At 60.0% G+C, this 26,437-nt stretch carries 20 protein-coding genes; 14 read left to right on the top strand and 6 right to left on the bottom strand.

The window, feature by feature from the left end:
* Positions 1–46 precede the first annotated feature (46 nt).
* The 5 genes from ACSQ87_RS12200 (at position 47) to ACSQ87_RS12220 (ending at position 4,509) form a co-directional block, all read left to right on the top strand.
* Positions 47–1,099: a 3-keto-5-aminohexanoate cleavage protein gene (locus ACSQ87_RS12200; protein ID WP_095129703.1), complete on the top strand. Its 1,053-nt coding sequence runs from the start codon at positions 47–49 to the stop codon at positions 1,097–1,099.
* Between the two features lie 92 nt (positions 1,100–1,191).
* Positions 1,192–2,520 (top strand): MFS transporter, encoded by a 1,329-nt coding sequence (locus ACSQ87_RS12205; RefSeq protein ID WP_223431490.1) that lies wholly within the window; start codon positions 1,192–1,194, stop codon positions 2,518–2,520.
* On the top strand, positions 2,517–3,179 hold the full coding sequence (locus ACSQ87_RS12210; protein WP_223431491.1) for a DsbA family oxidoreductase: 663 nt from the start codon (positions 2,517–2,519) through the stop codon (positions 3,177–3,179). The genes ACSQ87_RS12205 and ACSQ87_RS12210 overlap by 4 nt, the downstream gene beginning before the upstream one ends.
* A complete protein-coding gene (locus tag ACSQ87_RS12215; protein ID WP_150655558.1) occupies positions 3,176–3,502 on the top strand; it encodes a Rieske (2Fe-2S) protein in 327 nt (108 codons plus the stop codon). The genes ACSQ87_RS12210 and ACSQ87_RS12215 overlap by 4 nt, the downstream gene beginning before the upstream one ends.
* The gene (locus ACSQ87_RS12220) at positions 3,499–4,509 is read left to right on the top strand and encodes a YeiH family protein (RefSeq protein WP_436273606.1); all 1,011 of its coding nucleotides are present in this window, start codon (positions 3,499–3,501) and stop codon (positions 4,507–4,509) included. Before ACSQ87_RS12215 ends, ACSQ87_RS12220 begins: the two co-directional genes overlap by 4 nt.
* Positions 4,510–4,787: 278 nt before the next feature.
* Here the strand turns inward: ACSQ87_RS12220 and ACSQ87_RS12225 are convergent, their stop codons facing one another.
* Positions 4,788–5,837 carry an AraC family transcriptional regulator gene (locus tag ACSQ87_RS12225; protein WP_223431493.1) on the bottom strand — a complete coding sequence of 350 codons (1,050 nt, stop codon included), beginning with the start codon at positions 5,835–5,837 and terminating at the stop codon, positions 4,788–4,790.
* A 355-nt stretch (positions 5,838–6,192) separates the two neighbouring features.
* Between ACSQ87_RS12225 and ACSQ87_RS12230 the strand changes: the two genes are divergently transcribed.
* From ACSQ87_RS12230 to ACSQ87_RS12260, 7 genes are all read left to right on the top strand, one after another.
* Complete coding sequence (locus ACSQ87_RS12230) at positions 6,193–6,759, top strand: RBBP9/YdeN family alpha/beta hydrolase (RefSeq protein WP_223431494.1); 567 nt, start codon at positions 6,193–6,195, stop codon at positions 6,757–6,759.
* 127 nt (positions 6,760–6,886) lie between these two features.
* On the top strand, positions 6,887–8,899 hold the full coding sequence (locus tag ACSQ87_RS12235) for a DUF1302 domain-containing protein (RefSeq protein ID WP_223431495.1): 2,013 nt from the start codon (positions 6,887–6,889) through the stop codon (positions 8,897–8,899).
* 41 nt (positions 8,900–8,940) lie between these two features.
* Entirely contained in the window at positions 8,941–10,299 is a 1,359-nt protein-coding gene (locus tag ACSQ87_RS12240) for a DUF1329 domain-containing protein (RefSeq protein ID WP_223431496.1), read from the top strand.
* Between the two features lie 123 nt (positions 10,300–10,422).
* Positions 10,423–11,496, top strand: coding sequence for a WD40/YVTN/BNR-like repeat-containing protein (locus ACSQ87_RS12245; protein WP_223431497.1), 1,074 nt, complete (start codon positions 10,423–10,425; stop codon positions 11,494–11,496).
* 31 nt (positions 11,497–11,527) lie between these two features.
* Positions 11,528–14,044: an efflux RND transporter permease subunit gene (locus ACSQ87_RS12250; protein WP_223431498.1), complete on the top strand. Its 2,517-nt coding sequence runs from the start codon at positions 11,528–11,530 to the stop codon at positions 14,042–14,044.
* A 7-nt stretch (positions 14,045–14,051) separates the two neighbouring features.
* Complete coding sequence (locus ACSQ87_RS12255) at positions 14,052–15,830, top strand: acyl-CoA dehydrogenase C-terminal domain-containing protein (RefSeq protein WP_223431499.1); 1,779 nt, start codon at positions 14,052–14,054, stop codon at positions 15,828–15,830.
* Between the two features lie 24 nt (positions 15,831–15,854).
* Positions 15,855–17,498 carry a fatty acid--CoA ligase gene (locus tag ACSQ87_RS12260; RefSeq protein WP_223431500.1) on the top strand — a complete coding sequence of 548 codons (1,644 nt, stop codon included), beginning with the start codon at positions 15,855–15,857 and terminating at the stop codon, positions 17,496–17,498.
* A gap of 96 nt (positions 17,499–17,594) precedes the next feature.
* On the opposite strand, the gene ACSQ87_RS12265 is transcribed toward ACSQ87_RS12260, so the two are convergent.
* The 5 genes from ACSQ87_RS12265 to gabP all read right to left on the bottom strand — a co-directional run bounded on the left by ACSQ87_RS12265 (position 17,595) and on the right by gabP (position 23,229).
* A complete protein-coding gene (locus tag ACSQ87_RS12265) occupies positions 17,595–19,046 on the bottom strand; it encodes an NAD(P)(+) transhydrogenase (Re/Si-specific) subunit beta (protein ID WP_223431501.1) in 1,452 nt (483 codons plus the stop codon).
* On the bottom strand, positions 19,043–19,396 hold the full coding sequence (locus ACSQ87_RS12270) for an NAD(P) transhydrogenase subunit alpha (RefSeq protein ID WP_223431502.1): 354 nt from the start codon (positions 19,394–19,396) through the stop codon (positions 19,043–19,045). Before ACSQ87_RS12270 ends, ACSQ87_RS12265 begins: the two co-directional genes overlap by 4 nt.
* 15 nt (positions 19,397–19,411) lie before the next feature.
* On the bottom strand, positions 19,412–20,533 hold the full coding sequence (locus ACSQ87_RS12275; protein WP_223431503.1) for a Re/Si-specific NAD(P)(+) transhydrogenase subunit alpha: 1,122 nt from the start codon (positions 20,531–20,533) through the stop codon (positions 19,412–19,414).
* A 72-nt stretch (positions 20,534–20,605) separates the two neighbouring features.
* Positions 20,606–21,718: a GlxA family transcriptional regulator gene (locus ACSQ87_RS12280; RefSeq protein ID WP_411741498.1), complete on the bottom strand. Its 1,113-nt coding sequence runs from the start codon at positions 21,716–21,718 to the stop codon at positions 20,606–20,608.
* Positions 21,719–21,828: 110 nt separating this feature from the next.
* Positions 21,829–23,229, bottom strand: a complete 1,401-nt coding sequence (gene gabP / locus ACSQ87_RS12285; RefSeq protein WP_223431505.1) for a GABA permease — start codon at positions 23,227–23,229, stop codon at positions 21,829–21,831.
* Between the two features lie 315 nt (positions 23,230–23,544).
* On the opposite strand from gabP, the gene ACSQ87_RS12290 reads away from it, so the two are divergent.
* Positions 23,545–24,822, top strand: coding sequence for a cystathionine gamma-synthase family protein (locus ACSQ87_RS12290; RefSeq protein WP_223431506.1), 1,278 nt, complete (start codon positions 23,545–23,547; stop codon positions 24,820–24,822).
* A gap of 150 nt (positions 24,823–24,972) precedes the next feature.
* A complete protein-coding gene (locus ACSQ87_RS12295) occupies positions 24,973–26,403 on the top strand; it encodes an amino acid permease (protein ID WP_223431507.1) in 1,431 nt (476 codons plus the stop codon).
* Positions 26,404–26,437 lie beyond the last annotated feature (34 nt).

Raw genomic sequence — 26,437 nt, forward strand, 5'->3', positions numbered from 1 at the left:
GCACGATCCCGGGTGGGCGCGACAATCATAAAAACAGGAGTAACTCATGCAATTCTTCGACGATTCCCTGCACCCGGAAAACATGGAAAAGGTGGTCATCACCGTGGCCCCGTACGGCCCGGAATGGATGCCGGAAGACTTCCCCGAAGACATCCCGCTGACCATGGACGAACAGGTGCAAAAAGCGGTCGAATGTTATGAGGCCGGTGCCACGGTTCTGCACCTGCATGTGCGCGAACTGGACGGCAAGGGCTCCAAGCGCCTGTCCAAGTTCAATGAGTTGATCGCCGGTGTGCGTGAAGCCGTGCCGGACATGATCATCCAGGTCGGTGGTTCGATTTCCTTCGCGCCGGAAAGCGATGGCGAAGCCGCCAAGTGGCTGTCTGACGATACGCGCCACATGCTGGCCGAGCTGACGCCAAAGCCGGATCAGGTCACGGTGGCCATCAACACCACCCAGATGAACATCATGGAACTGCTGTATCCGGAATACCTGGAAGGCACGTCCCTGGCCAATCCCCTGTATCAGGCCGCCTACAGCGAAATGACCGTGCCGGCAGGCCCGGCCTGGGTCGCCGAACACCTCAAGCGTCTGATGGACAACGGTATCCAGCCGCACTTCCAGCTGACTGGCATGCACGCGATGGAAACCCTCGAGCGTCTGGTGCGCAAGGGCGTCTACAAGGGCCCGTTGAACCTGACCTGGATCGGCATCGGCGGCGGTTTCGATGGCCCAAATCCGTTCAACTTCTTCAACTTCATCCACCGCGCGCCAGACGGTTGCACCCTGACCTCCGAGTCGCTGCTCAAGAACGTCATGCCGTTCAACACCATGTCGATGGCCATGGGGATGCACCCGCGTGTGGGCAATGAAGACACTATCATTGATCACAAGGGCGATCGTTTCGGCTCAGTTGCGCAGATCAAGCAGACCGTGCGCATCGCTCATGAACTGGGTCGCGAAATCGCCACCGGCAAAGAAGCCCGTGAGATCTACCGCATCGGCGTGCAGTACCAGAGCATCGAAGAAACGCTGCTGGCCAACGGTATGGCCCCCAACCGCAAGGCCGGGCAGAAAGGTGTGCCGCAACGCGGCTGATCGGCAGACGAAGCGGGAGATCAATGACCTCCCGCTGTCTGCACTGCAACACGCTTGATAACAACAATAAAACAAAGCTTTGAGGAGGCTGCATGGCCTTTCTACCAATCGCCGCAGACGATGACGACTGTGCTGTCGGTGTTGCGCGTCCGTATGCCTGGATCGTCTTCGCACTGACGTTCGGGCTGTTGATTTCCGATTACATGTCGCGCCAGGTGCTGAACGCAGTGTTCCCGATGCTCAAGGGCGAATGGGCCTTGAGCGACGGCCAGCTCGGTCTGCTCAGTGGCATTGTCGCCCTGATGGTGGGCCTGCTGACATTTCCCCTGTCATTGCTCGCGGATCGCTTCGGCCGGGTCAAGAGCCTGGCTCTGATGGCCTTGCTGTGGAGCCTGGCGACGCTGGGCTGCGCCGTGGCGCAGGACTATCAGCAGATGTTCATTGCACGGTTCATGGTCGGCGTCGGCGAAGCGGCGTACGGCAGCGTCGGCATCGCGGTGGTGATTTCGGTGTTTCCCAAACACCTGCGTGCAACGCTGACCAGTGCCTTCATGGCGGGTGGCATGTTCGGTTCGGTATTAGGCATGGCGCTGGGCGGTGCAATCGCCGCCAAGCTTGGCTGGCGCTGGTCGTTTGCCGGTATGGCGCTGTTCGGCCTGCTGCTGGCAGTGCTTTACCCAGTCATCGTCAAGGAAGCGCGCATTGCGCCGCAACGTGCCTCCCTGGCGGCGAACAAGGCGGCTGCAGCGGTCAAGCGTCCGTTGCGTACGCTGTTTTCCAGCCGCTCGGTCATCGCTGCCTACATCGGCAGTGGCTTGCAACTGTTCGTCGGCGGCACCGTCATTGTGTGGATGCCCAGTTACCTCAATCGTTATTACGACATGGCCACGGACAAGGCGGGCGGTGTCGCGGCGATCATCGTGCTGTGCAGCGGTGCGGGGATGATCCTGTGCGGCATGCTCAGCGATCGACTGTCGCGCCATTCGCCGGAGCGCAAAGTCGCCTTGGCCATCGCCTATTGCCTGGGCAGTTGCCTGCTGTTGTCGGCGGCGTTCGCACTGCCGGCAGGGCCTGTGCAATTGGTGCTGATCTGCCTGGGCATGTTGATTGCCGCCGGCACGACCGGCCCTTGCGGAGCGATGGTTGCCAACCTGACCCATTACTCGGTCCATGGCACGGCCTTCGCCACGCTGACCCTGGCCAACAACATGTTGGGGCTGGCGCCTGGGCCGTTCATCACCGGCAAGGTGTCCGACCTCATCGGCTTGCAGGCTGCTTTTCAATTAGTGCCACTGGTCAGCCTCGCGGCAGCGGCCGTGTTCTTTTATGCCAAGTGTCATTACCACAAGGACATTGCCCGGCTTAAGGGCGAGCAAGTCCACGATTCGATGAGCAAAGCGGTGTTAGAGGTGAAGTTGTGAGTGGTCGTTTACGTATTGATGTGTTCTTCGATTTCATCTGCCCCTGGTGCCTGATCGGCAAGCGTCAACTGGAGCATGCGCAGGTACAGTTTCGCAGTCGCCACCCGGATGTGCAGATCACCACGGTGTGGCATGGCGTGCAGTTGCTGCCTCAGTTGCCGGTACAAGGTGAGCCCTTCGCCGATTTCTACCGCAAACGTCTGGGCAACGCCGACGCTATGACCATGCGCCAAGCCCAGGTACAGCAGGCTGCCGCGGCGGTTGGACTGACCATCGACCTCAGCCACATCGAGACGATGCCCAACACCGCAGACGCCCACCGTTTGTTCGAACGAGTCAGCGTACTGGGCAATGCTACTCAGCGTGAAATGTTGCTCGAACGGCTGTTCGCCGCTTATTTCCGCAAACGCGAAAACCTGGGGTGCAGCGAGACCTTGCTCGCCATTGCCCGCTCCTGCGGCGTCGATACAGACGCGGTGCTCGATTGCCTGAAGGGCGACGCCACGCCATTCGATGGCTTCCCCGGCGCGACCAGTGGCGTGCCGAGCTTTCAGTTCGACCGCCGCATGACGGTGATCGGTGCACAACCTGCTCAGGCGCTGCTCGGGGCCATGAACGAATCACTCAAGAAAAGTGATTACGAGCGGCAACCGGCATGAGCCTTCGTATCCCCGTGCCTGCCGGAAAACTCCCGCAGGCGGGCGGTCGTGCACTGTTCGAATTCGATGACAAAAGCCTGGCGTTATTCAACGTCGAAGGTGACGTGTTTGCCATCGACGACAGTTGCCCCCACCAAGGCGCCTCGCTGTGTGGCGGGCGCCTTGAGGGGCGGGTGATTCAATGCTGCGCCCACGGCCTGCGCTTCGATCTGCGCAGCGGTTACTTGCTCAATTCCACTGCTGTCAAAGTCGCCAACTACCCGGTCGAGATCATCGACGGCCAGGCGTTCATCGTCATCGTTCCCGAGGAGGCCGCGCCATGAGCGCCATCGCTCTCACCCGTATCCACAGCCGAACGCGCGAATTGGCGCCAGGTTTTGTCGTCAGCTTGATCGTTGCTGCCGCAGCGTCCTTTTTGTCCGAGCACTACGGTGCGCCGGTGATGTTGTTCGCTTTGTTGCTGGGTATGGCGCTGAACTTTCTGGCCGGTGACGGTGCCTGCAAGGCTGGTATCGAGTTCACTGCGCGCACGGTGTTGCGCATCGGCGTGGCCTTGCTGGGCATGCGCATCACCCTCGAACAGATTGCCGCGCTGGGCTGGAAGCCTGTGGCCCTGGTGGTGATTCTGGTGGTGGTGACCATCGGCGTTTCAGTGATCGCGGCCAAGGCGCTGGGCTTTCAGCGTTTGTTCGGCATGCTCACCGGTGGGGCCACTGCGATTTGTGGTGCATCGGCGGCATTGGCGCTGGCGGCGGCATTGCCGAACCATCCGCAGAAAGAACGCGCGACGTTATTCACGGTGATCGGGGTGTCGGCGCTGTCGACCCTGGCGATGATCGTGTACCCGATGATTGCCAACTGGCTGTCGTTGTCGCCACAGGTGGCGGGCGTGTTCCTGGGGGCGACCATCCACGATGTCGCCCAGGTCGTCGGTGCCGGTTACAGCATGTCGACCGAGACCGGTGATACCGCCACGGTGGTCAAGCTGATGCGGGTCGCCATGCTGCTGCCGGTGATTGTCTGCGCCGCCATGATTACCCGCATGCAGGGCGCCGACCCGACCGGCAAACGACCGCCGCTGCTGCCATGGTTCGCCGTTGGTTTTCTGATTCTGGCCTGTATCAACAGCACCGGCTGGGTAGTCCCGGTGGTGCAGGGATCGGTCAATGAATTGTCGCGCTGGTGCCTGGTGGTTTCCATCAGCGCCCTGGGCATGAAAACCCAGCTCAAGGAGTTGGCCGCTGTCGGCATCAAGCCGATCCTGTTGATGGTGGGGGAGACGGTGTTCCTTGTCGTGCTGGTGCTGTTAATGCTGCGCTGGGGTCTCTAAGACCGTTAAAAAATATTGGCTGCGACGCATCTTTTGTAGCAGCTGGCGAAGCCTGCGTTCGGCCGCGCAGCGGTCGTGAATTCAAACGATAAGGGTGCATCAGGAAACCCGTGCATCTTGTTTTTACGACTGCTACGCAGCCGAACGCAGCCTCGCGGGCTCGGCAGCTGCTACAGGGCCGCACTGCGGTTGACTCCTCGGCCGGTGCTATAAACACCGGTTTTTTTGCGGCGACTGTACCAGCAGTCGCCATTTTTTTTGCGTCCCTTTCAGTCGATTCAGGGGGCCGAGGAGCCGGGCAGGGTGCTCGGTTCGCTGGGTGCCTTGGGTTGTTTTTGCGCGCTGCGCCAAGCCGCCGGCGGCATACCGAACTGGGTGATGAACCAGCGTGTGAAGGAACTCGCCATGGAGTAGCCGAGCATGTCAGCGATCCGGCCCAACGAGTAATTCGGGTTTTCCAGGTAGCGCAACACCAGGTCGCGGCGCACGTCGTTGATCAGGTCGTTGAAGGCGCAGCCGTCGTCTTTGAGGCGTCGTTGCAGGGTCCGAACGTTCATGCCCTGGGTCTGGGCGATCTGCTCGATGGTGGCGCGTCCCATCGGCAACAACAGGTAAATGGCTTTGCGCACCTCGAACAGCATCGAAGGGCCTTCGTGGTTCAGCAGCGAGTCGAGGTAACTCTGGGCGTAGCGCGCCATGGCCGGGTCGGCATGCGGGTTGGTCATGTCGAGGCTGGCATTGGGACAGACAATGCCATTGAACTCGCTGCCGAACTCCAGTTTGCAGCCGAACAGACGGCGATGCAGTTGCAGGTTGTCGGGAGGCTGGTGCGTGAAGTTGACACTGTAGGGATGCCAGTGTGCGCCGAGCAGGGCGGCGCACAGGCGGAACATCACGCCGATGGCCAGTTCATTGGCTTGTCGGCAGGGCATCGGCGACTCGGTGACCACCTCTTCGCGAATGATCACCATCTTGCCAGCCTCCTCGATGAAGAGGGCCAGCGAATCGTTCATCAGATGCCGGTAGTGCACCAGCACTTGCAACGTATCACGCAGCGTACGCTGGTGGCTGAGCAGCAGACTGACCACGCCGAAGTCCGAGAGCTGGCGCGACTCGGCCATGCTCAGGCCGAAACTCTGGCAGCCACTGGCGACGGCTGAATCCTCCAGCAGACGCACGGCGGCATCGATGGGAATGCGATGTTCAGGGGCTTGCAGCTTGGCTTTGCTCAAACCGACGCCGGCCAGTACATCGCGCGGGTTGAACCCCAGGTACTGAGTGACCTCCAGGTAGTTGGTCAAGACGGCGGCGCGAACAAGCTTGGGCATGCGAAGGTCTTTCCTGGGCCGGATGCGATTCAAATTTGCGTGGCGACTATATCCAGCACATCAACAATTGAACAGTTGTGACGTTGTCGAGGGCGCTCGCCCAATGCTGTCCAAAATCACACCGTCGTTGTGCAGCAATCGACGCTCACCCATTGATTACAGTGAGCTGTAGAGAACCTGCGGGGATATTCGACCAATGGTCGCTGCGCGCCAACACCTGGAAATTTGTCATGAAAAGAAAAGTGCCTGACGTCCAATGAAAAGCGCCTCGGGCGAGCGCTCTTTAATGTCAGTCCTACAAAAAGCCCCTGGCGAATAGAGCCAGTCGAGTCATCGAGAAAGCGAAGGTGTTGACGTGGACAAACTGCAAACTGCCGCAACCGTTCTGATCGTACCGGGTCTGCGCGAGCACGTTGCCGAACATTGGCAAACGTTGCTGGAAACCAGGCTGTGCAAAGTGCGCAGTGTGCCGCCGCTGGACACCGACAAACTCGATTGCAGCAAGCGGGTCGAAGCGATTCAGCATGAATTGGAACAGATCGACGGGCCGGTGATTCTGGTCGCTCACAGCGCCGGCGTGTTGATGGTTGCGCACTGGGCTGCGCGGCACAGTCGGCCGATCAAAGGCGCGCTGCTGGCCGCTCCGCCGGACCTTGATGCCCAATGGCCGCAAGGCTACCCCTGCGCTGAAACCCTGCGTACCCAGGGTTGGGACCCTCTACCCAAAGGCCGGTTGCCGTTCCGCAGCCTGGTGGCCGCCAGTACCAACGACCACCTCGCCAGCCTGGACGCCGCCACGCGCATGGCCGAAGGCTGGGGCAGCGAACTGCTCAATCTCGGTGAAGTCGGTCATCTCAATCCTGCTGCCGGGTATGGGCGCTGGCCACACGCCGAAGCACTCATCCTCGAGCTGGATCGCTAGTTCAGGCGCCGGTTGGCCCGCGCCATCCGGCATTTGCCCTCACTCCTGAAAACGTAAACCCCTGGAACAAGGGGTTGCGCGAGGGCGGCTGCGCTTAAAACAAATACAAAAAGGCGGAGACAACGCAATGCACAACAATAAGAGTCACGGGTTCGCACCCTCGCGTTACACCTTGTTGGCCTCGGCCATTCTGGCCGCAGCCGTGCCGGTCGCGCAGGCGGTCGAGCTCGCCACAGGTAACCCTGACTGGACCGTGCGTCTTGATAACACCGTGAAGTACAACTACGGCGTACGCACCGAAAGCGCCGACAAACGCATGCTGGCAACGCCGAACAACAACGACGGCGACTACAACTTCCGCAAGGCCGGGACCAACATCACCAACCGTGTTGACCTGTTGACCGAGATGGATGTGGTCTACCAGAACCACATGGGTTTTCGTGTCAGCGCCGCCAGTTGGTACGACAAGGCCTACGAGAACACTGGTTCCAATTCCAACCCGTTCGTCAATGGCAACGACGCAAGGTCGGGGCTGGTCGCCAACGACCCACGACTGGCCGGGGTCACCGGCGACAATGTCGGCAACGGTAGCCCGCACCTGAGCAACTATGCCCAGCGTTACTACACCGGTCCTTCCGGTGAAATCCTCGATGCCTTCGTGTTCTACAGCACCGAAGTGGGCGAGGAGTCGCTGCTGAGCGTCAAGGCCGGACAGCACAACGTGTTCTGGGGCGAGACCATTCTCAACCCGGTGCACTCGATCAGTTACGGCCAATCCGGACTGGACCTGGCCAAACTGGCCGCCTCGCCGGGCACTGAAGCGAAGGAACTGTTCGTTCCGCGTAATCAGCTGTCGATGTCATTCACGGTCAATCCCGAACTGACCGTGGGCGCCCAGTATTTCCTCGATTGGGACGCCGCGCGCCTGCCGGAAGCCGGCACTTATTACGGTGGTTCCGATCTGGTCGGTTTCGGTGCGCAGTCGTTCCTGCTGGGCAACACCAATGGCGTGGTGCCTGGCAGTCCGCTGGGTTGTGGCCTGGCGCCGTGCAACGGCTTGACCAACGTGCGTCGTGGGCATGACCTGACGCCGGACAAGCGCGGTGACTGGGGCGTTATGGCCAAGTGGTCGCCGGCCTGGCTGGATGGCACCCTCGGCGTTTACTACCGCGAAACCTCGGAAATCCTGCCGCAAGCCTGGCTGGATGCCAGAGGCCTGAGTTCGGCCAACCCCAACGGCACCCCGCCGGCAGGGCAAGTGCCTGCAGTGGTCAATACGCTCAACTCGCTGAGCACCGCCACCTATCAAATGGCCTATGCCGACAACATCAAGATCGTTGGCCTGAGCCTGTCCAAGGACGTTGGCGGGGTGAGTGTGGGTTCGGACCTGAACATTCGCCACAACATGCCGCTGGCCAGTATTCCGGCGATTGTCAGCACTAACAGTCCGCTGGGTTTGGGCGCCGGCCTCGGTCTGTTGCCGGCCCGCACGGCCGCCACCGGTGTGGTCTACGACACCCCGCAAAAGGGCGACAGCATGGCCGCCACCGGCGACACCTTGCACTGGACGCTCAACGGTCTGATGACCATTGCCAAAACGCCTGTGTTCGATTCGGCAACCCTGCTTGGCGAGCTGTATTACAGCAACCTGCTCAAGCTCGATAGCAAGAACGAGGCGCTCTACAAGGGCAAGGACACCTATCGCGGCATCGACCAGCCGACCCGGGACAACTGGGGCATCGCGGTCAACTTCACACCGACCTGGTACCAGGTGTTTCCCGGTGTCGACCTCAACGCGCCGATGTCCATCAACGTCGGTCTCGACGGCGTCTCACCGGTGTCCGGTGGCGGTGCCAAAGACACCGGTAACTACGCCATCGGCCTCGGCGCCGTTGTGTACAACAAATACTTCGTTGATCTGAAGTACGTGGACTCCTTCGGCAAGACCGACAAGTGCGACGCCAGCGGTCTGAGTACCGGCGCGGCCAATGCCGGCAGCGGCGACGGCTCCACACCCAATGCCTTTAGCGGCAATGAAAACTACGCCTGTTACGCCGGTGGCTACTCGGCCTTCTCCGGTGGTGGTGCAACGACTGAGGACCGTGGCGCCGTATACCTGACGATGAAAACCACTTTTTGATTCACCACTGATTTGCTCAATGCAAGCAGGAGAATAACAAGATGAAATTCGCCAAAACCGTGTTGGCCGCTTCACTGGCCATGGTCCTTGCCGCCCAGGCACAGGCCGCTGTTTCACCCCAGGACGTTGCGAAACTCGGCAGCAGCCTGACCTTGGTGGGCGCCGAAAAGGCCGGGAACGCTGATGGTTCCATCCCCGCCTACAACGGTGGCCTGACCACGGCACCGGCCAGTTTCAAAGCCGGCGACAGCATGCGTCCGGACCCGTTCGCCAACGAAAAACCGCTGCTGGTGATCGACGGCAAAAACGTCGATAAGTACAAGAATATGCTCAGCGCCACCACGGTCGAACTGGCCAAGCGCTTCCCGACTTTCCGTGTCGATGTGTTCCCGACTCACCGCACCGTCTCGCTGCCCCAAGCCATCTTGGATAACGGTGTGAAGAACGCCAGCGGCGCCAAGTCGCTCGAAGGTGGACTGGCCATCGACAACGTGCTGCCGGGCGCACCGTTCCCGATCCCGCAGTCGGGCAACGAAGCGATGTGGAACTTCCTGTTGCGTTATCAGGGCGTGAGCATCAACACCAAGTACGACTCGTGGAACGTCGATTCCGCTGGTATTGCGAGCCTGGCGATCACCGGGCAGGCGTTCATTTCCTATCCGATCTACGAAAACCTGACGCAGCCGATCAGCAGCGCCGATGTGTACTACCAGATGAAGCTCTCTTACACCGGCCCAGCGCGCCGGGCCGGTGAAGCGATCATGCTCAAGGACGCCGCCAACCCGTTGCAGCAACCGCGTCGCGCCTGGCAGTACTTGCCGGGCCAGCGCCGGGTGAAACTGGCGCCAAACCTGGCCTACGACACGCCGAACCCTGGCACCGCCGGCGCGGGCACCTACGATGACGTGTTCGTGTTCAACGGGGCGCTGGATCGCTATGACTGGAAGCTGGTGGGCAAGCAGGAAATGATCGTGCCTTACAACACCTACAAGCTGACCTACGTCCAGGATCCGAAGTCGCTGACCACCGCCAATCACCTCGCGCCGGACTTCGTGCGCTGGGAAAAACACCGCGTGTGGGTCGTCGAAGGCACCCTCAAGTCCGGTGCTCGCCACATCTACGCCAAGCGCCGCTTCTACCTCGACGAAGACAGTTGGACCGCTCTGGCTTCGGATCAATACGACGCCCGTGGCCAGCTCTATCGCGGTTCCTTCGCCTTCCTCAGCCAGAGCTATGACAAGCAGGTGCCGGACTCCACGCCGTTCATGATCTACGACCTGGTCGGCGGCACCTACAACATTAACGGTGTGGTCGGCCCTTACGGCGGCATCAAGTACATCGACCCGCTCTCCAAGGCGCAGTGGTCGTCGGAGTCCCTGGCCGGCGCCGGTATTCGCTGAGCCAACCGCAAAAACGCTCGCTCGACTCACTGCTCACGAGGCGGTGGGAGCGAGCGGGCGCGAGGTTTCAACGTCAGGCACACGGACGTGTGTCCCGGCGCGGTTTTCCGAAGAGGACGCGGTATGTGTTCGTATAAAAATTGTTTGCAGCTGGCGTTTGGCGTTGTGCTTGGCGTGTTGCAGGGCATCACCCACGCAGCCGACTACGTCGATGTGCTGGACCTGCCTGTCAGGGTCAGCACTTTGGCCGTCAACAGTCCGTTGTCCGGTATGGGCCGCGCCGGTGAGCGCGTGATCGCCGTCGGTCAGCGTGGCCATATTCTGTTTTCCGATGATTCCGGTCAGCACTGGCAGCAGGCCGCTGTGCCGGCCAGTGCCGACCTTACTGCGGTGAGTTTTCCGACCACCACCCAGGGCTGGGCGGTGGGTAACGATGGCGTGGTGTTGCACAGCAACGATGCGGGTGCGACCTGGCGCAAGCAACTGGACGGCCGCGAGATCGGGGCCTTGCTGGTCAAGCATTACCAGGCGTTGGCCCGTGCAGAACCTGGCAACGAACAATGGCCGCTGCTGGTCGCCGAAGGGGAGCGCCTGGTGGCGCAGGGTGCCGATAAACCCTTGCTCGATGTCTGGTTCGCCAACGACCGCCTCGGCTATGTGGTCGGGGTGTTTAACCTGATCCTGCGCACCGAGGATGGCGGCCAGAGCTGGACGCCGTTCCAGGACCGCACCGACAACCCGCAGGGCTATCACCTCAACGCCATCGCCTCCACCGGTGATGCGCTGTACATCGCCGGCGAGCAGGGCCTGTTGCTCAAATGGGATGACGCAAAACAGCGCTTCGCCGCCGTGCAGACACCTTATCAGGGCAGTTTTTTCGGTGTGCTCGGCAAACCTGGGGAAGCGCTCGTCTACGGCTTGCGCGGCAATGTGCTACGCAGCACCGATGGCGGTCTCAGCTGGACCCCGCAGAAAAGTGGCCTGCACGTCAGCATCACCGCCGGCATCGTCGATGCGCAGGGTGATTACCGCTTGTTTACTCAGGGCGGGCAGATGCTGGTGAGCCAGGGCGCCGGTGCGCAAATGCACTGGGTGCAGCAAGCCGAGCCGGTCCCGGTGACGGGCGTCACGCGCGCCGCCGACGGTGCGCTGGTGGTGGTTGGCAGCCGTGGTGCACGGACGTTGTCCGTTGAATAAGCCCTCGAACCCTTAGAGCGAGAACCCAGACATGGGCCATATCAAACAAGAAACCATGCCGGTGATCCGCGATCTGCGGGACTTCGACCGCCAATCCGGCAATCGGCTGGAGCGGCTGGTGTTCAACTACCGTCCGCTGTTCATGCTGCTGATGGCGCTGGCCACCGTGGTGTTGGGCTACATGGCCGCGACGCGCCTGGAGCTGCGTCCCAGCTTCGAGAAAATGATTCCGCAGAGTCAGCCGTACATCCAGAACTTCCTGGAAAACCGCCAGTCGTTGCGCGGTTTGGGCAACTCGGTGCGGGTGGTGGTGGAGAACACTCAGGGCGATATTTTCGACCCCAGCTACCTGGACGTGCTCAAGCAGGTCAATGACAAATTGTTCCTCACCGAAGGCGTCGACCGCGCCTGGATGAAGTCGTTGTGGAGCCCGGCGGTGCGCTGGACCGAAGTCACCGAGGAAGGTTTCCAGGGTGGCCCGGTGATGCCCGATACCTATGAGGGCAAGCCTGAGCAAATAGAACAGCTGCGCCAGAACATTTCCCGCGCTGGTATCGTCGGCAGTCTGGTGGCCAGCGACTACAAATCGAGCATGCTGATCGTGCCGCTGCTGGACAAGGCCACGGCCAGCGGTCAGCGCATCGACTACCACGCCTTTTCGCAGATGCTCGAAGAGCAGTTGCGCGACAAGATCGAATTCGCCGACGACAGCGCTGCACGCAAGGCCGGGGAGGAGGGCAAGGGCCAGTACAAAGTCCGGGTGATTGGTTTCGCCAAGCTGATGGGCGACCTGATCGACGGGCTGATTCAGGTGATGATGTTCTTCGGCCTGGCGGTGGTCACTTCGCTGATCATCATTTACGCCTACACCCGATGCGTTCGCAGCACCTTGCTGGTAGTCGGTTGCTCGTTGATCGCGGTGGTCTGGCAACTCGGCATCGTCGCCTGGCTCGGCTATGCAATCGACCCGTACTCGGTGCTGGTGCCTTTTCTGATTTTCGCCATCGGTGTGTCCCATGCGGCGCAGAAGATGAACGGGATCATGCAAGACATCGCCCGCGGCACCCACAAACTCATCGCCGCACGCTACACCTTCCGCCGTCTGTTCATTGCCGGTGTCACCGCGCTGCTGGCCGACGCCGTCGGATTCGCGGTGCTGATGCTGATCGATATTCCGGTGATTCGAGACCTGGCGATCACCGCCAGCATCGGTGTGGCGGTGCTGATTTTTACCTCGCTATTACTGATGCCGGTGGCGCTGTCCTATGTCGGCGTCGGGGCCAAGGCTGCCGAGCGTGCGCTGAAAATCGACACGCGCGCAGAAGGGCACAAAGGCTTCGGCAAACTGTGGGACTTGCTCGACCGCTTCACCACGGCCAAATGGGCCATGGGGGCGGTATTGGTCGCGGTATTGATGGGCATCGGCGGCTTCATGGTCAGCCTGCAACTGAAGATCGGCGACCTGGAAAGTGGCGCGCCGGAGTTGCGTGCCGACTCTCGCTATAACCGTGACAACGCCTACATCACCAGCCACTACGCGCTGTCCAGCGACCTGTTCGCGGTGATGATCAAGACCGCACCGGAAGGCTGCTTGAACTACAAGACGCTGGTCCTCGCCGACCGTTTGGCCTGGGAGCTGCAGCAGTATCCGGGCGTACAGGCGACGGCTTCGTTGGTCAACGCGGTGCGCCAAATCACCGCCGGCACCTATGAAGGCAACCCCAAGCTCAACAGCATCCAGCGCAATCAGGACGTGCTGAACTATGCCGCGCAGCAAGCCTCGGTCAACTCCCCGGAGTTGTTCAACACCGATTGTTCGCTGATGCCGGTGATCACTTTTCTCAAGGACCACAAGGCCGAGACGCTGGATGCCGTGGTGGGCATCGCCGAAAAATTCGCCCGGGAGAACAACAGCGAAGATCGACAGTTTCTGCTGGCGGCCGGGTCGGCCGGGATTGAGGCGGCGACCAACATTGTGGTGCGCGAGGCCAATCGCACGATGCTGTTGTACGTCTATGCGGCGGTGACGTTGTTCTGCCTGATCACCTTCCGCAGTTGGCGCGCGACGCTGGTCGCCCTGCTGCCACTGGTGCTGACGTCGATCCTCTGCGAAGCGTTGATGGTGGTCATGGGTATTGGCGTGAAAGTCGCGACCCTGCCGGTGATCGCATTGGGCGTGGGCATCGGCGTGGATTACGCGTTGTACCTGCTCAGCGTGCAGTTGCATTACCAGCGCCAGGGCCTGCCGCTGTCTCAGGCTTACCGCAACGCCGTGTCGTTTACCGGCCGGGTCGTGGGCCTGGTGGGCATCACCCTGGCGGCCGGCGTGGTGTGCTGGGTCTGGTCGCCGATCAAGTTCCAGGCTGACATGGGCATCCTGCTGACCTTCATGTTCCTGTGGAACATGCTCGGCGCGCTGGTGCTGATTCCTGCCCTGTCTTACTTCCTGCTGCGTCACCCCGTTTCGCAAGCCCACGTGGCACAAGCCGGTGCAACCGGCACATCCCAACGCCAGGGCATGCCGCATGCCCTGACCACTTCCGAGTAAGCCAACGATGTCTGATTACAAAGCTCCTTTGCGCGATATGCGCTTCGTACTCAACGAAGTCTTCCAGGTGTCCCGGCTATGGGCCCAATTGCCTGGCCTGGCCGAAGTGATCGATGAAGAAACGGCCGCCGCGATCCTTGAAGAGGCTGGCAAAATCAGTGGCGAAGTTATCGCAACGCTGAACCGCAGCAGTGATGAACAAGGCTGCACCTGGAGCAACGGCGCGGTCCAGGCACCGGACGGTTTTGTCGCGGCTTATCAGGCCTTCGCCGAAGGTGGTTGGGTGGGTGTTGGCGGTGATCCGCAGTTCGGTGGCATGGGCATGCCCAAGGCCATTTCGGCTCAGGTCGAGGAGATGGTCAACTCGGCCAGTCTATCGTTCGGCCTGTACCCGATGCTGACCGCCGGTGCGTGCCTGTCGATCAATGCCCACGCCAGTCAGGAACTCAAGGAACGCTATCTGCCGAACATGTACGCTGGCGCCTGGACCGGCTCAATGTGCCTGACCGAGGCGCATGCCGGCACGGACCTGGGCCTGATTCGCACCCGAGCCGAACCTCAGGCCGACGGCAGTTTCAAGATCAGCGGCAGCAAGATTTTCATCACCGGCGGCGAGCACGACCTGACTGAAAACATTATCCATCTGGTACTGGCGCGGTTACCGGATGCACCCGCCGGACCCAAGGGGATTTCGTTGTTTCTGGTGCCCAAGGTGCTGGTCAATGACGATGGCTCGCTGGGTGAGCACAACGCGCTGTCCTGCGGTTCCATCGAGCACAAGATGGGCATCAAGGCCTCCGCCACGTGCGTGATGAACTTTGACGGGGCGACCGGCTGGATCATCGATGCGCCGAACAAGGGGCTGGCGGCGATGTTCACCATGATGAACTACGAACGTCTGGGCGTGGGTATCCAGGGCCTGGCGCTGGGTGAGCGTTCGTACCAGAACGCCGTCGAATATGCCCGTGATCGCCTGCAAAGCCGTTCGCCGACGGGCGCACAGAACAAGGAAAAAGCAGCCGATCCGATCATCGTTCACCCGGATGTACGGCGGATGCTGTTGACCATGAAGGCCTTGAACGAAGGCGGGCGGGCGTTCTCCAGCTACGTCGCCCTGCAACTGGATACCGCCAAGTACAGCGATGACGCGGCAACCCGCACCCGCGCCCAGGAGCTGGTGTCGCTGCTGACCCCGGTGGCCAAGGCGTTCCTCACCGACATGGGGCTGGAAACCACGGTGCATGGCCAGCAGATCTTCGGCGGCCATGGTTATATCCGCGAATGGGGCCAGGAGCAATTGGTTCGCGACGTGCGCATCACCCAGATCTACGAAGGCACCAACGGCATCCAGTCACTGGACCTGGCCGGGCGCAAAATCGTCGGCAGCGGCGGGGCGCTGTTCCGGCTGTTCGCTTCGGAAATCCGCAACTTTACCGCCAATGCCTGCGCTGACCTCGGCGAGTTCACCAAACCGTTGAACGCCGCCGTCGACACCCTCGACGAACTGACCGCATGGCTGATGGACCGAGCCCAGAACAACCCGAATGAAATCGGCGCGGCTTCGGTCGAGTACCTGCACGTGTTCGGCTACACCGCGTACGCCTACATGTGGGCGCGAATGGCCAAGGCCGCCATGAGCACGCATTCAAAAGACGATTTCTACGCCAGCAAACTGGCCACCGCGCGCTTCTACTTCGCCCGTCTGCTGCCGCGTATCCATTCGTTAAGCGCGTCGGCCAAGGCTGGCAGCGAATGCCTCTACGAACTGGACGCAGCGCACTTCTGATCGAAAGAACAAGGACTCCCAACCATGATGGCGACAAAAATAATTCCGCCCGCTGACGGCGCCTACGCCTATCCCTTGCTGATCAAGCAATTGTTGCTGTCCGGCGTGCGCTACGAGCCGGGCCGGGAAATCGTGTATGCCGACAAACTGCGCTACAGCTACCAGACGCTCAACCAGCGGATCCGCCGGCTGGCCAACGCCTTGACCGCTGCCGGCGTCAAGGCCGGGGATACGGTGGCCCTGCTCGACTGGGACAGCCATCGCTACCTGGAATGCTTCTTTGCCGTACCGATGATCGGCGCGGTGCTGCACACCGTGAACATCCGTCTTTCGCCGGATCAGGTGCTCTACACCATGAACCACGCCGAGGACGACCTGGTGCTGGTGCATGACGATTTTCTGCCTCTGGTTGAACAGATTCAGGGGCAGCTCAAAACCGTCAAAGGTTACCTGCAGCTTACGGACGACACAGCCACTCACACGTCGCTACCGGTGCTGGGGGAATATGAAAACCTGTTGGTGGGGTCGGCCGACCAGTACGACTTTCCCGATTTCGATGAAAACTCCGTCGCGACCCTTTTCTACACCACGGGTACCACTGGCGCCCCTAAAGGCGTGTATTTCACCCACCGCCAATTGGTCTTGCACACCTTGAATGCCGTCGGCACGTTGGGCGTCTATCAGGGGTTGCCGCTGCTGCGCTCCGATGATGTCTACATGCCGATCACACCGATGTTTCACGTGCATGCCTGGGGTGTGCCCTACGTCGCCACCCTGATGGGGATCAAGCAGGTGTACCCCGGACGCTACGAATCCAACAGCCTGGTCAGGTTGTATCGAGAGGAGAAAGTTACGTTCTCCCATTGTGTGCCGACCATTCTGCAAATGATCCTGAACTGCGAGGAAGCGCAACGGACTCGTTTCGATGGCTGGAAAATGCTCCTGGGCGGCAGCTCGCTGACATTAGGTATTGCCAGCGAAGCGAGCGCCAAAGGGATTCAGGTGCACAGCGGTTACGGCATGTCGGAAACCTGCCCGTTGCTGTGCCTGACTTACCTGCGCGACGAAGACCTCGATCAATCCACGCAAACCCAACTGGCCACCCGCATCAAGACGGGCACGCCTGTGCCGATGGTCGACCTGAAAATCATCGATGCCAATGGCAATGACGTTGCTCATGACGGCGAGTCCATGGGCGAGATTGTGGTGCGCGCACCCTGGCTGACCCAAGGCTATTTGAAGGAGCCCGAAAAGGGCGCCGAGTTGTGGCACAACGGCTGGCTGCACACCGGCGACATGGCCTCTATCGACGCGTTGGGTGGAGTGGAAATCAAGGATCGCATCAAGGATGTGATCAAGACGGGCGGGGAGTGGATCAGCTCCCTGGAACTGGAGAGCCTGATCAGCGAACACCCAGCCGTGATGTCGGTCGCGGTGGTGGGTATCGCCGATGAGCAATGGGGCGAACGGCCGATGGCGCTGGTGGTGTGCGAGCCTGGGCAGTATCTCGACCGCAAGATCCTGGAGACGCACCTTCAAGGGTTTGTCGAGCATGGCCGGATCAATAAATGGGCGATTCCCAAGCAGTTCAAGTTCGTCGCCGAGATTCCTAAAACCAGCGTTGGGAAGATTAACAAGAAGCTCATCCGGGAAAGTGAATTGGGCTGAAAATGGTGCGGGGGGGCTACGTCAACTCTGGTTGATGGAGTGATTGAAAACCGCAGAGTCCCTTTAGTCTGCGGCGCCGTCACTTTGGTTTGATGCTTACTCGACGGCTTTGACCATGTCTTCGATGACCTTCTTCGCGTCGCCGAAGACCATCATGGTCTTGTCCAGGTAGAACAGCTCGTTGTCCAGGCCGGCATAGCCGCTGGCCATCGAGCGCTTGTTGACGATGATGGTCTTGGCCTTGAACGCTTCGAGAATCGGCATGCCGGCAATTGGCGATTTCGGATCGTTCTTCGCGGCCGGGTTGACCACGTCGTTGGCGCCCAGCACCAGCACCACGTCGGCTTGGCCAAACTCGGAGTTGATGTCTTCCATCTCGAACACCTGGTCGTAAGGCACTTCGGCCTCGGCCAGCAAGACGTTCATGTGGCCAGGCATACGACCGGCGACCGGGTGGATCGCGTACTTCACGGTCACGCCACGGTGAGTCAGCTTCTCGGTCAGTTCCTTCAGCGCATGCTGTGCCCGCGCTACCGCCAGGCCGTAGCCCGGCACGATGATCACGGTGTCGGCGTTGGTCAGCAGGAAGGTCGCGTCGTCAGCCGAACCGGATTTCACCGGGCGGGCTTCTTTCGAGCCAGCAGGGCCGGCTGCATCCGCGGTGTTGCCGAAACCACCGAGCAGTACGTTGAAGAACGAGCGGTTCATCGCTTTGCACATGATGTACGAGAGGATTGCACCGGACGAACCCACCAGCGACCCGGCGATGATCAGCATCGAGTTGTTCAGCGAGAAGCCGATACCCGCCGCCGCCCAACCGGAATAGCTGTTGAGCATCGACACCACCACCGGCATATCGGCACCGCCGATCGGGATGATGATCAGCACGCCCAGCACGAAGGCCAAGGCCAGCATCAGGGCGAAGGCATTCAGGTTACCGGTCAGCATGAAGGTCACGCCGAGGCCCAGTGTCGCCAGGCCCAGCAGCAGGTTCAGCTTGTGCTGGCCGCCGAACTGCACGGGTGCACCCTGGAACAGACGGAACTTGTACTTGCCCGACAGCTTGCCGAACGCGATCACCGAACCAGAGAAGGTGATTGCACCGATGGCCGCGCCGAGGAACAGCTCCAGGCGGTTACCGGCAGGAATGGAATCACCCAGTTGCTTGACGATGCCCAGCGATTGCGGTTCGACGACAGCAGCGATGGCAATGAACACTGCGGCCAGACCGATCATGCTGTGCATGAAGGCGACCAGTTCCGGCATCTTGGTCATTTCAACGCGTTTGGCCATGATCGACCCGGCCGTGCCGCCGATCAGCAGGCCGACGATTACGTAGACGATACCGACCTGGGCCCCGCCTTGTGCAAAAGAGAGCGTGCCCAACTTGTAGATCAGGCCGACCGTGGTGAGGATCGCCAAGCCCATGCCGAGCATGCCGAACAGGTTGCCGCGGCGCGACGTGGTCGGGTGCGACAGGCCCTTGAGCGCCTGGATGAAGCAGACCGAGGCGATCAAATACAGAGAAGTAACCAGGTTCATGCTCATGCTTGCTGCACCTCAGCCTTGGCTGCTGCGGCTTTGGCTGCCGAAGCTTTTGCCGGAGCCGCTTTTTTCTTGAACATTTCCAGCATGCGCCGGGTCACCAGGAAGCCACCAAATACGTTCACCGCCGCCAGCGCCACGGCCAGGGTGCCCATGGTTTTGCCCAGAGGTGTGACGGTCAACGCCGCCGCCAGCATGGCGCCGACGATCACGATCGCCGAAATGGCGTTGGTCACCGCCATCAAAGGCGTGTGCAGTGCAGGTGTAACGTTCCAGACCACGTGATAACCGACATAAATCGCCAGCACGAAGATGATCAGGTTGTAGATACCGGGGGAGATAAGCTCTTCCATCGTCTGAATCCCTGCTTAGGCGTTTTTGCGGATGACTTGGCCGTCGCGGCACATCAGGCACGCGGCGACAATGTCGTCTTCGAGGTTGATCTCGAACTGGCCTTCTTTGTTGAAGACCAGCTTCAGGAAGTCCAGCAGGTTGCGCGCGTACAGTGCCGAAGCGTCTGCCGCGACGGCGCCGGCCAGGTTGGTCGGGCCGCAAATGATCACGCCATTCTCGACGACGACCTGATCGGCCACGGTCAGTGGGCAGTTGCCGCCCTGGGCTGCCGCGAGGTCGATGACCACCGAGCCCGGCTTCATCTGCGCCACGGTTTCCGCACTCAACAGCGTCGGTGCCTTGCGGCCGGGAATCAGGGCGGTGGTGATGACAATGTCAGCCTGCTTGGCGCGTTCGTGCACGGCCAGGGCCTGACGTTGCATCCAGCTGGCGGGCATTGGGCGCGCGTAACCGCCGACACCCACGGCGCATTCGCGCTCTTCATCAGTTTCGTAAGGCACGTCGACGAACTTGGCGCCGAGGGATTCGATCTGCTCTTTGACCGCAGGACGCACGTCAGACGCTTCGATCACTGCACCCAGACGTTTCGCCGTAGCGATCGCCTGCAAACCAGCCACGCCAGCACCGAGAATCAGCACGCGCGCCGCTTTCACGGTACCCGCAGCGGTCATCAGCATCGGCATGAAGCGTGGATAGTGGTGAGCGGCCAGCAACACGGCTTTATAACCGGCGATGTTGGCTTGAGAAGACAGCACATCCAGGCTCTGAGCGCGGGAGGTGCGCGGCGCGGCCTCCAATGCGAAAGCGGTAATGCCGCACTCAGCCAGCTTGGCAATGGTTTCATTGCTGAACGGGTTGAGCATGCCCACCACAACGGTGCCGCTTTTAATCAGCGTCAGTTCGCTGTCGCTGGGAGCGACCACCTTGAGAATCAGCTCGGCACCCAACGCATCGTTGGCGCTGCCAATAATTGCGCCTGCCGCTTCATAGGCACTGTCGACAACGCTGGCGTTAATGCCGGCGCCGCTTTGCACAGTGACCTTATGCCCCTGGCCGATCAGCTTCTTGATGGTTTCCGGGGTTGCAGCAACCCGTGTTTCACCGGTCTGGGTTTCGAGAGGAACACCAATGTGCACGTCAAATCTCCTGCGTGATCTTATTGAGTAAACCCAGGCATTACGGATGAATGGGGCGGCAGGGACGGCCGATCAGCACGATTGCGCCAAATCGGAACGATCAATCATTCGAACACTGGCAAAAGTCGATTCGTTTCGTGCCTGGTCGAGCGCTGTCAGCGGTCTGGTCGATGAGTGCTGGGTAGTCGCAAGCGTTGCCGGTTTGCGACTCATTTCAGAGCCGGAACGCTCGTCGCTGGGTGGAACACCAAAGTACTCGCGATAGCATTTGGAAAAGTGTGGTGTGGACACGAAACCGCATACATACGCCAACTCAATGATCGACAATGATGTTTGCTTAAGCAGTTGTCGCGCTCGAATAAGACGTAACCTTAAGTAGTAGCGTGACGGCGTACAGTGAAGGTATTTCTGAAATAGCCGTTCTAGCTGTCGACGTGACAGATCAACGTATTCTGCAAGGCTATCCAGGTCGATCGGTTCCTCGAGATTGGCTTCCATCAACGCAACGATCTCCTGCAACTTGGGCTGATGAGTTCCCAACACATGCCTGAGCGGAACGCGCTGATGGTCCTGTTCGTTGCGTATGCGCTCGTAAACAAACATCTCAGAGATGGCTGCGGATAATTCACGACCATGATCGCGACCAATCAGGTGCAGCATCATGTCCAGCGGCGCTGTTCCCCCGGAGCTTGTGAAGCGGTTTCGGTCCAGGGTGAAGAGGCTCGCGCTGATGCTGACTCGTGGGAAAGCCTCCTGCATGGCGGCCAAAAATTCCCAATGCACGCTGCACTCGTAGCCGTCGAGCAGCCCGGCTTTTGCGAGCGCCCAGCTACCGGTGCACACACCTCCCAACCGTCTGGATTGACGCGCCAAGGCTTGCAGCCAGGTAATGTGCTCGCGGGTAATCACGCTCTGGATTCCAACACCACCGCACACGATTACAGTGTCCGCCACTAATGGATTGTTCCACGAAGCATCCGGAGTGATCGGCACGCCGTCACTGGCCCAGACAGGCTCTCCACCGGGGCTGAACGTATGCCAGCGATACAGCTCTCGCCCCGACAACTGATTGGCCATGCGCAGTGGCTCTACGGCGGACGCCAGGGAAATGAGTGTGAATTTATCCAACAGCAGAAAACCAACGGATTGAGTCGTACCGTCGGACACGGTGGAGTTCGATGACATCGTGGTCATGTCCTCACAAAGAGCGATTACGGCCTGAGACACAGGAGCTTGTAATACCCCCCAGCCTTGGCGTAGGGAGTATCAGGTTTGGCGCAAATACCTCCCTGGTTTTATCCCACCGACGTCGCCCTTGCATCCCGCGCAGGCTGACGCGATGTCACAAGACCGATAAAGGAAATCGCCAGCGCCAGGCCAATGGTCGAGCTCACTTCGCTACGGTGCTCTGGGGTGATCATCATGACTGCCAACGCTGCGCAAATGAACGCGATCACCAGCCATGTGAGCCACGGGAATAGCCACATACGAAAGGCCAGTTCGACATTCTGCCGACGTAGCATCCGGCGCATACGCAGCTGCGACACCGCAATGGCCAGGTACACCAGCAAGGCAATCGCACCGGAGCTGGCGAGCAGGAAGTCAAACAGCCCGGCGGGCATGAAGTAGCTCCACACGGTGATCGCTGCGCCCAACACGGTGCTGGCGATCACTGCTGCCCGCGGCACGCCTTCGGAGGAGGTCACCTTCAGCGCCTTCGGCGCATCGCCACGACGGCCCAGCGAGTACAGCATGCGCGAGGCAATGTAGATCGAGGAGTTCATGCAGCTGGCCACGGCGATCAGCACCACCACGTCCACCATGAACTTGGCGTGGGGAATGTTCATGATTTCCAATGCCCGCTGGTAAGAGCCTACCGAGGCCAACAGCGGATCATTCCAGGGCACCACGGAGATGACCACGAAAATAGACAGCAGGTAGAACACGCCGATGCGCCAGATCACCGAACGCGTGGCCTTGGCAATATTCTGCGACGGGTTGTCGGATTCGGCGGCGGCGATGGTCACTGCCTCGGTGCCGATGAAGCTGAACATGATGGTGATGAAGGCGCCGACTACTGCTGACAAACCGTTGGGAGCAAATCCGCCGTGCTCAGCCATCAGGCCGCTCAATCCGCTGACCTCCCGTTCGGGCACCCAGCCCATCAACACGGCAAAACCCACGCCGATGAAACCGATGATCGCCACGACCTTGGCCATGGCGAACCAGAACTCGAATTCGCCGTACTTGGACACGCTGAACAGATTGGTCACCACCAGTGCAATGATCGACACCAAGGCGAACAGCCAGGCATCGATCTGGGGAAACCACTGGTTCAACACATGGCCGGCCGCCAGTGCCTCGATGGGAATCACCAGCACCCAGAACCACCAGTAGAGCCAGCCGATGGTAAAGCCCGCCCAACGTCCGATGGCCTGGTCGGCATAGGTGGAGAACGAGCCGGTGTCCGGGTTGGCCACCGCCATTTCACCGAGCATGCGCATGACCAGAACGACCAGCAGGCCGGAGAAGAGATAGGCCAGCAGGACGGCTGGGCCCGCAGCCGCGATGGCATGCCCTGACCCGACGAACAATCCCGCGCCGATGATGCCGGCAATGGAAAGCATTGTGACGTGACGAGGCTTGAAGCCCTGGGCCAATTGGCCATTCGAATCCTTGGAGCTCGGGCTAATCATGTGGCCACCGCAGTGAAAAGTTGCGCCACCTTACCCGGATTGTCCGACAATCCAGTAGCCTGATCGCGCCACCTCCGTGCCCGATATCGACAAGGGAAAACTTTGCGCTCGCCGTTGATGCCGGGGTTTTGGCCGTCGCGCGCGATCAAGGAAAAACTCACGTTATCGGTGTATCTCCAAGCAATCACAGCCATTAAAAAAAGCGGCCCTTTGGCACCGATAACATCGTTTCTCGGCGGTGCTGCTTTTCACTATATTGGCCGCCAGATCCGGTGAGTGACTCAACATTCGCCACCCTCAGTGCGAGTAGTCTTTATGAATAAAAAACCAGGCAGCGCAGGGTTTGTTAATGCGGGTTCGGGGACCCGGGCAGTGTGGGGCGGGGAGCAAGTCAGGCATCCCTACAATGCCACTCAAACGCCCATCGTGGTCAGTGCCGCCTATGGTTACGACGATATCGACGTCTGGTACGACGTAGCGTTGGGCAAGGCGCCAGGCTTTATTTACAGCCGCATGAGCAACCCGACAGTCGAGATCCTCGAGGCAAAAATTTGCGAGTTGGAGCTGGCCGAATCCGCCGTGGCGTTCAGCAGCGGGATGGCGGCGATCAGCAGCGTGCTTTACACCTTCCTGGCCCATGGTGATCGGGTGGTGTCGACCAAGGACAGCTATGGCGGCACCAACAAGATTTTCGAAGAGTTCCTGCCGCGCACCGGTGTGAACGTGACGTTGTGCGAGACGTTCGATCACGAAGAAATCGAACGCGAAATCGCCAAAGGTTGCCAGTTGGTGTATCTGGAAACGCCGACCAACCCGACGCTGAAAATACTCGATATCGAGCGTCTGGTGGCTGCGGCCAAGCGTGTCGGTGCCATTGTGGTGGCAGATAACACCTTCGCCACGCCATTGAATCAGAACCCGCTGGCGTTGGGTGTGGACGTGGTCATTCACAGTGCCACCAAATTTCTCAGCGGCCACGGCGACGTGCTTGGCGGCCTGGTGTGCGGTAGTGAATCACTGATGGCCAAGGTGCGTCATTACCGGGAAATCAACGGTGCGACGCTCGACCCGTTCTCCGCCTACATGATCATTCGCGGCATGAAAACGTTGGTGCTGCGCATGCGCCAGCAGCAACGCAGTGCCCGCGCACTGGCCGAGTACCTCTGTGTCGAACCGTTGGTTGAGTCGGTCAATTATCCCGGTCTGCCCAGCCATCCGAATCATGCGGTGGCGTGCGCGCAAATGTCCGGCTTCGGTGCAATCGTCAGCTTTGTCGTGGCGGGCGGCATGGACACGGTCAAGGTGCTCTTGCCACGACTGCGATTCGCCCACTGCGCGGGTAATCTGGGTGCGGTGGAAACCATCTACGGTCCGGCGCGAACCACCAGCCATGTCGAGAACACGCTGGAGGAACGCCTGGCTCTGGGTATCTCCGAAGGACTGGTGCGGGTCTCGGTCGGCATTGAAGACACTGACGATCTGCTCGACGATTTGAAGCAGGCGTTCGCATTTGTCAGGGGGGCGGACAACGATCCCGCACAATCAAACACGCAGCTTTCAATCAATGAAAAGTGCGCCGAAGTTGCAAACTGAGGCGTTAGCGTTAAACCTCACTGCAAGGATGTGAGTGGGGCGTTCATGAAGTGGAATAATAATAAAACTTAGTGGCGATCTGTTTTTTCTCTGCCCGGTCAATCATCGCAGACGTTAATTCGTGCCCTAATAACTTTCATGAGAACAACCATGTCCATAAAAGAAGAACAACTTCATTCGCGTTCCGGTTTTAAACAGGAAATGCAAACACGGCATATCGTCATGTTGGCATTAGGCGGCGTCATCGGTACCGGACTGTTTCTCACGTCCGGGTACACGGTTAACCAGGCCGGTCCCATGGGGGCGGTGATCGCTTACATCATCGGCGCACTCATGGTTTACATGGTGATGATGTGCTTGGGAGAACTGGCGGTACAGATGCCGGAAACCGGTTCATTCAGCACTTATGCCACCCGCTTTCTGGGGCCTGGTACCGGGTATACCGTCGCTTGGCTGTATTGGCTGACCTGGACGGTGGCCATCGGTTCTGAATTTACCGCCGCCGGGATTCTGATGGCGCGTTGGTTCCCGGATACACCGGTATGGATCTGGAGTGCGTTATTTGCAGGTCTGGTGTTTCTGACCAATGTGATTTCGGTGCGCTTGTTCGCTGAGACCGAGTTCTGGTTGTCTCTGGTTAAAGTGGTGACCGTCATAGTGTTTTTGATGATTGGCGGTGGCGCGATTCTCGGCCTGCTGCATATTGATCAGGCTCACAGTATCGGGCTGAGCAACTTCACTCGCGAGGGGCTTTTTCCTACCGGTTTTATGCCGATTGCCATGACGTTACTGGCGGTCTCCTTTGCGTTCTCCGGTACTGAACTGATCGGAATCGCCGCAGGTGAAACCAAGGACCCGCAAAGCAACGTGCCGCGTGCCATTCGCACGACGGTGCTGCGCCTGGCGGTCTTTTTCGTAGGGACCATTTTCGTCCTGGCTACCTTGTTACCCCGTGAACAGGCCGGGCTCGTAGAGAGTCCATTCGTCACCGTGTTCACCTACATCGGGATTCCGTACTCCGCGGACATCATGAACTTCGTGATCATCAGTGCCTTGCTGTCGGCCGCCAACTCCGGTTTGTATGCCGCGTCACGGATGATCTGGACACTCAGTGACCAGGGTCACCTGCCCAAGCGATTCTCGGCACTGACGCGTATGGGCACGCCGCTCAACGCGATTATCATCAGCATGGCGGGTGGGGCTGCCTCGTTGCTCAGCAGCGTGTTTGCCGCCGACACCATCTATCTGGCGCTGGTGTCGATCTCCGGATTGGCGGTCGTGGTGGTATGGATGAGCATCGCCGCAAGCCAGATTGCTTTCCGCCGTCACTATGTGGCCAACGGCGGTGACATCCGTGACTTGAAATTCCGTGTCCGGGGTTATCCATGGGTGCCGTTGGGAGCGCTGGTCTGCTGCAGTCTGGCGTGTGTCGGGATTGCATTCGATCCGGAGCAGCGGGTGGCGTTGTACTTCGGTTTGCCTTTCATCGCCTGGTGCTATTTCGTGTATTACATTACCCGCAAAAGCCGCGAGCGACGCTTGTCGGTTGCCCCCTTGGCACAACCGTCCGACGCGTTCTAGTCAGCGTCGACGGGATGGGCAAGTGTGCTCGGTG

The sequence above is a fragment of the Pseudomonas sp. LjRoot277 genome, assembly GCF_964253845.1.
Lineage (GTDB): Bacteria > Pseudomonadota > Gammaproteobacteria > Pseudomonadales > Pseudomonadaceae > Aquipseudomonas.

Excerpts from the sequence above, each read along its gene's own strand:
- ACSQ87_RS12215 (WP_150655558.1), top strand. The coding sequence starts at position 3,176 with ATGAGCCTTCGTATCCCCGTGCCTGCCGGAAAACTCCCGCAGGCGGGC.
- ACSQ87_RS12255 (WP_223431499.1), top strand. The coding sequence starts at position 14,052 with ATGTCTGATTACAAAGCTCCTTTGCGCGATATGCGCTTCGTACTCAAC.
- gabP (WP_223431505.1), bottom strand. The coding sequence starts at position 23,229 with ATGATTAGCCCGAGCTCCAAGGATTCGAATGGCCAATTGGCCCAGGGC.
- ACSQ87_RS12250 (WP_223431498.1), top strand. The coding sequence starts at position 11,528 with ATGGGCCATATCAAACAAGAAACCATGCCGGTGATCCGCGATCTGCGG.
- ACSQ87_RS12225 (WP_223431493.1), bottom strand. The coding sequence starts at position 5,837 with ATGCCCAAGCTTGTTCGCGCCGCCGTCTTGACCAACTACCTGGAGGTC.
- ACSQ87_RS12280 (WP_411741498.1), bottom strand. The coding sequence starts at position 21,718 with ATGTCATCGAACTCCACCGTGTCCGACGGTACGACTCAATCCGTTGGT.
- ACSQ87_RS12235 (WP_223431495.1), top strand. The coding sequence starts at position 6,887 with ATGCACAACAATAAGAGTCACGGGTTCGCACCCTCGCGTTACACCTTG.
- ACSQ87_RS12260 (WP_223431500.1), top strand. The coding sequence starts at position 15,855 with ATGATGGCGACAAAAATAATTCCGCCCGCTGACGGCGCCTACGCCTAT.
- ACSQ87_RS12240 (WP_223431496.1), top strand. The coding sequence starts at position 8,941 with ATGAAATTCGCCAAAACCGTGTTGGCCGCTTCACTGGCCATGGTCCTT.
- ACSQ87_RS12200 (WP_095129703.1), top strand. The coding sequence starts at position 47 with ATGCAATTCTTCGACGATTCCCTGCACCCGGAAAACATGGAAAAGGTG.
- ACSQ87_RS12205 (WP_223431490.1), top strand. The coding sequence starts at position 1,192 with ATGGCCTTTCTACCAATCGCCGCAGACGATGACGACTGTGCTGTCGGT.
- ACSQ87_RS12295 (WP_223431507.1), top strand. The coding sequence starts at position 24,973 with ATGTCCATAAAAGAAGAACAACTTCATTCGCGTTCCGGTTTTAAACAG.
- ACSQ87_RS12290 (WP_223431506.1), top strand. The coding sequence starts at position 23,545 with ATGAATAAAAAACCAGGCAGCGCAGGGTTTGTTAATGCGGGTTCGGGG.
- ACSQ87_RS12220 (WP_436273606.1), top strand. The coding sequence starts at position 3,499 with ATGAGCGCCATCGCTCTCACCCGTATCCACAGCCGAACGCGCGAATTG.
- ACSQ87_RS12270 (WP_223431502.1), bottom strand. The coding sequence starts at position 19,396 with ATGGAAGAGCTTATCTCCCCCGGTATCTACAACCTGATCATCTTCGTG.
- ACSQ87_RS12265 (WP_223431501.1), bottom strand. The coding sequence starts at position 19,046 with ATGAGCATGAACCTGGTTACTTCTCTGTATTTGATCGCCTCGGTCTGC.
- ACSQ87_RS12245 (WP_223431497.1), top strand. The coding sequence starts at position 10,423 with ATGTGTTCGTATAAAAATTGTTTGCAGCTGGCGTTTGGCGTTGTGCTT.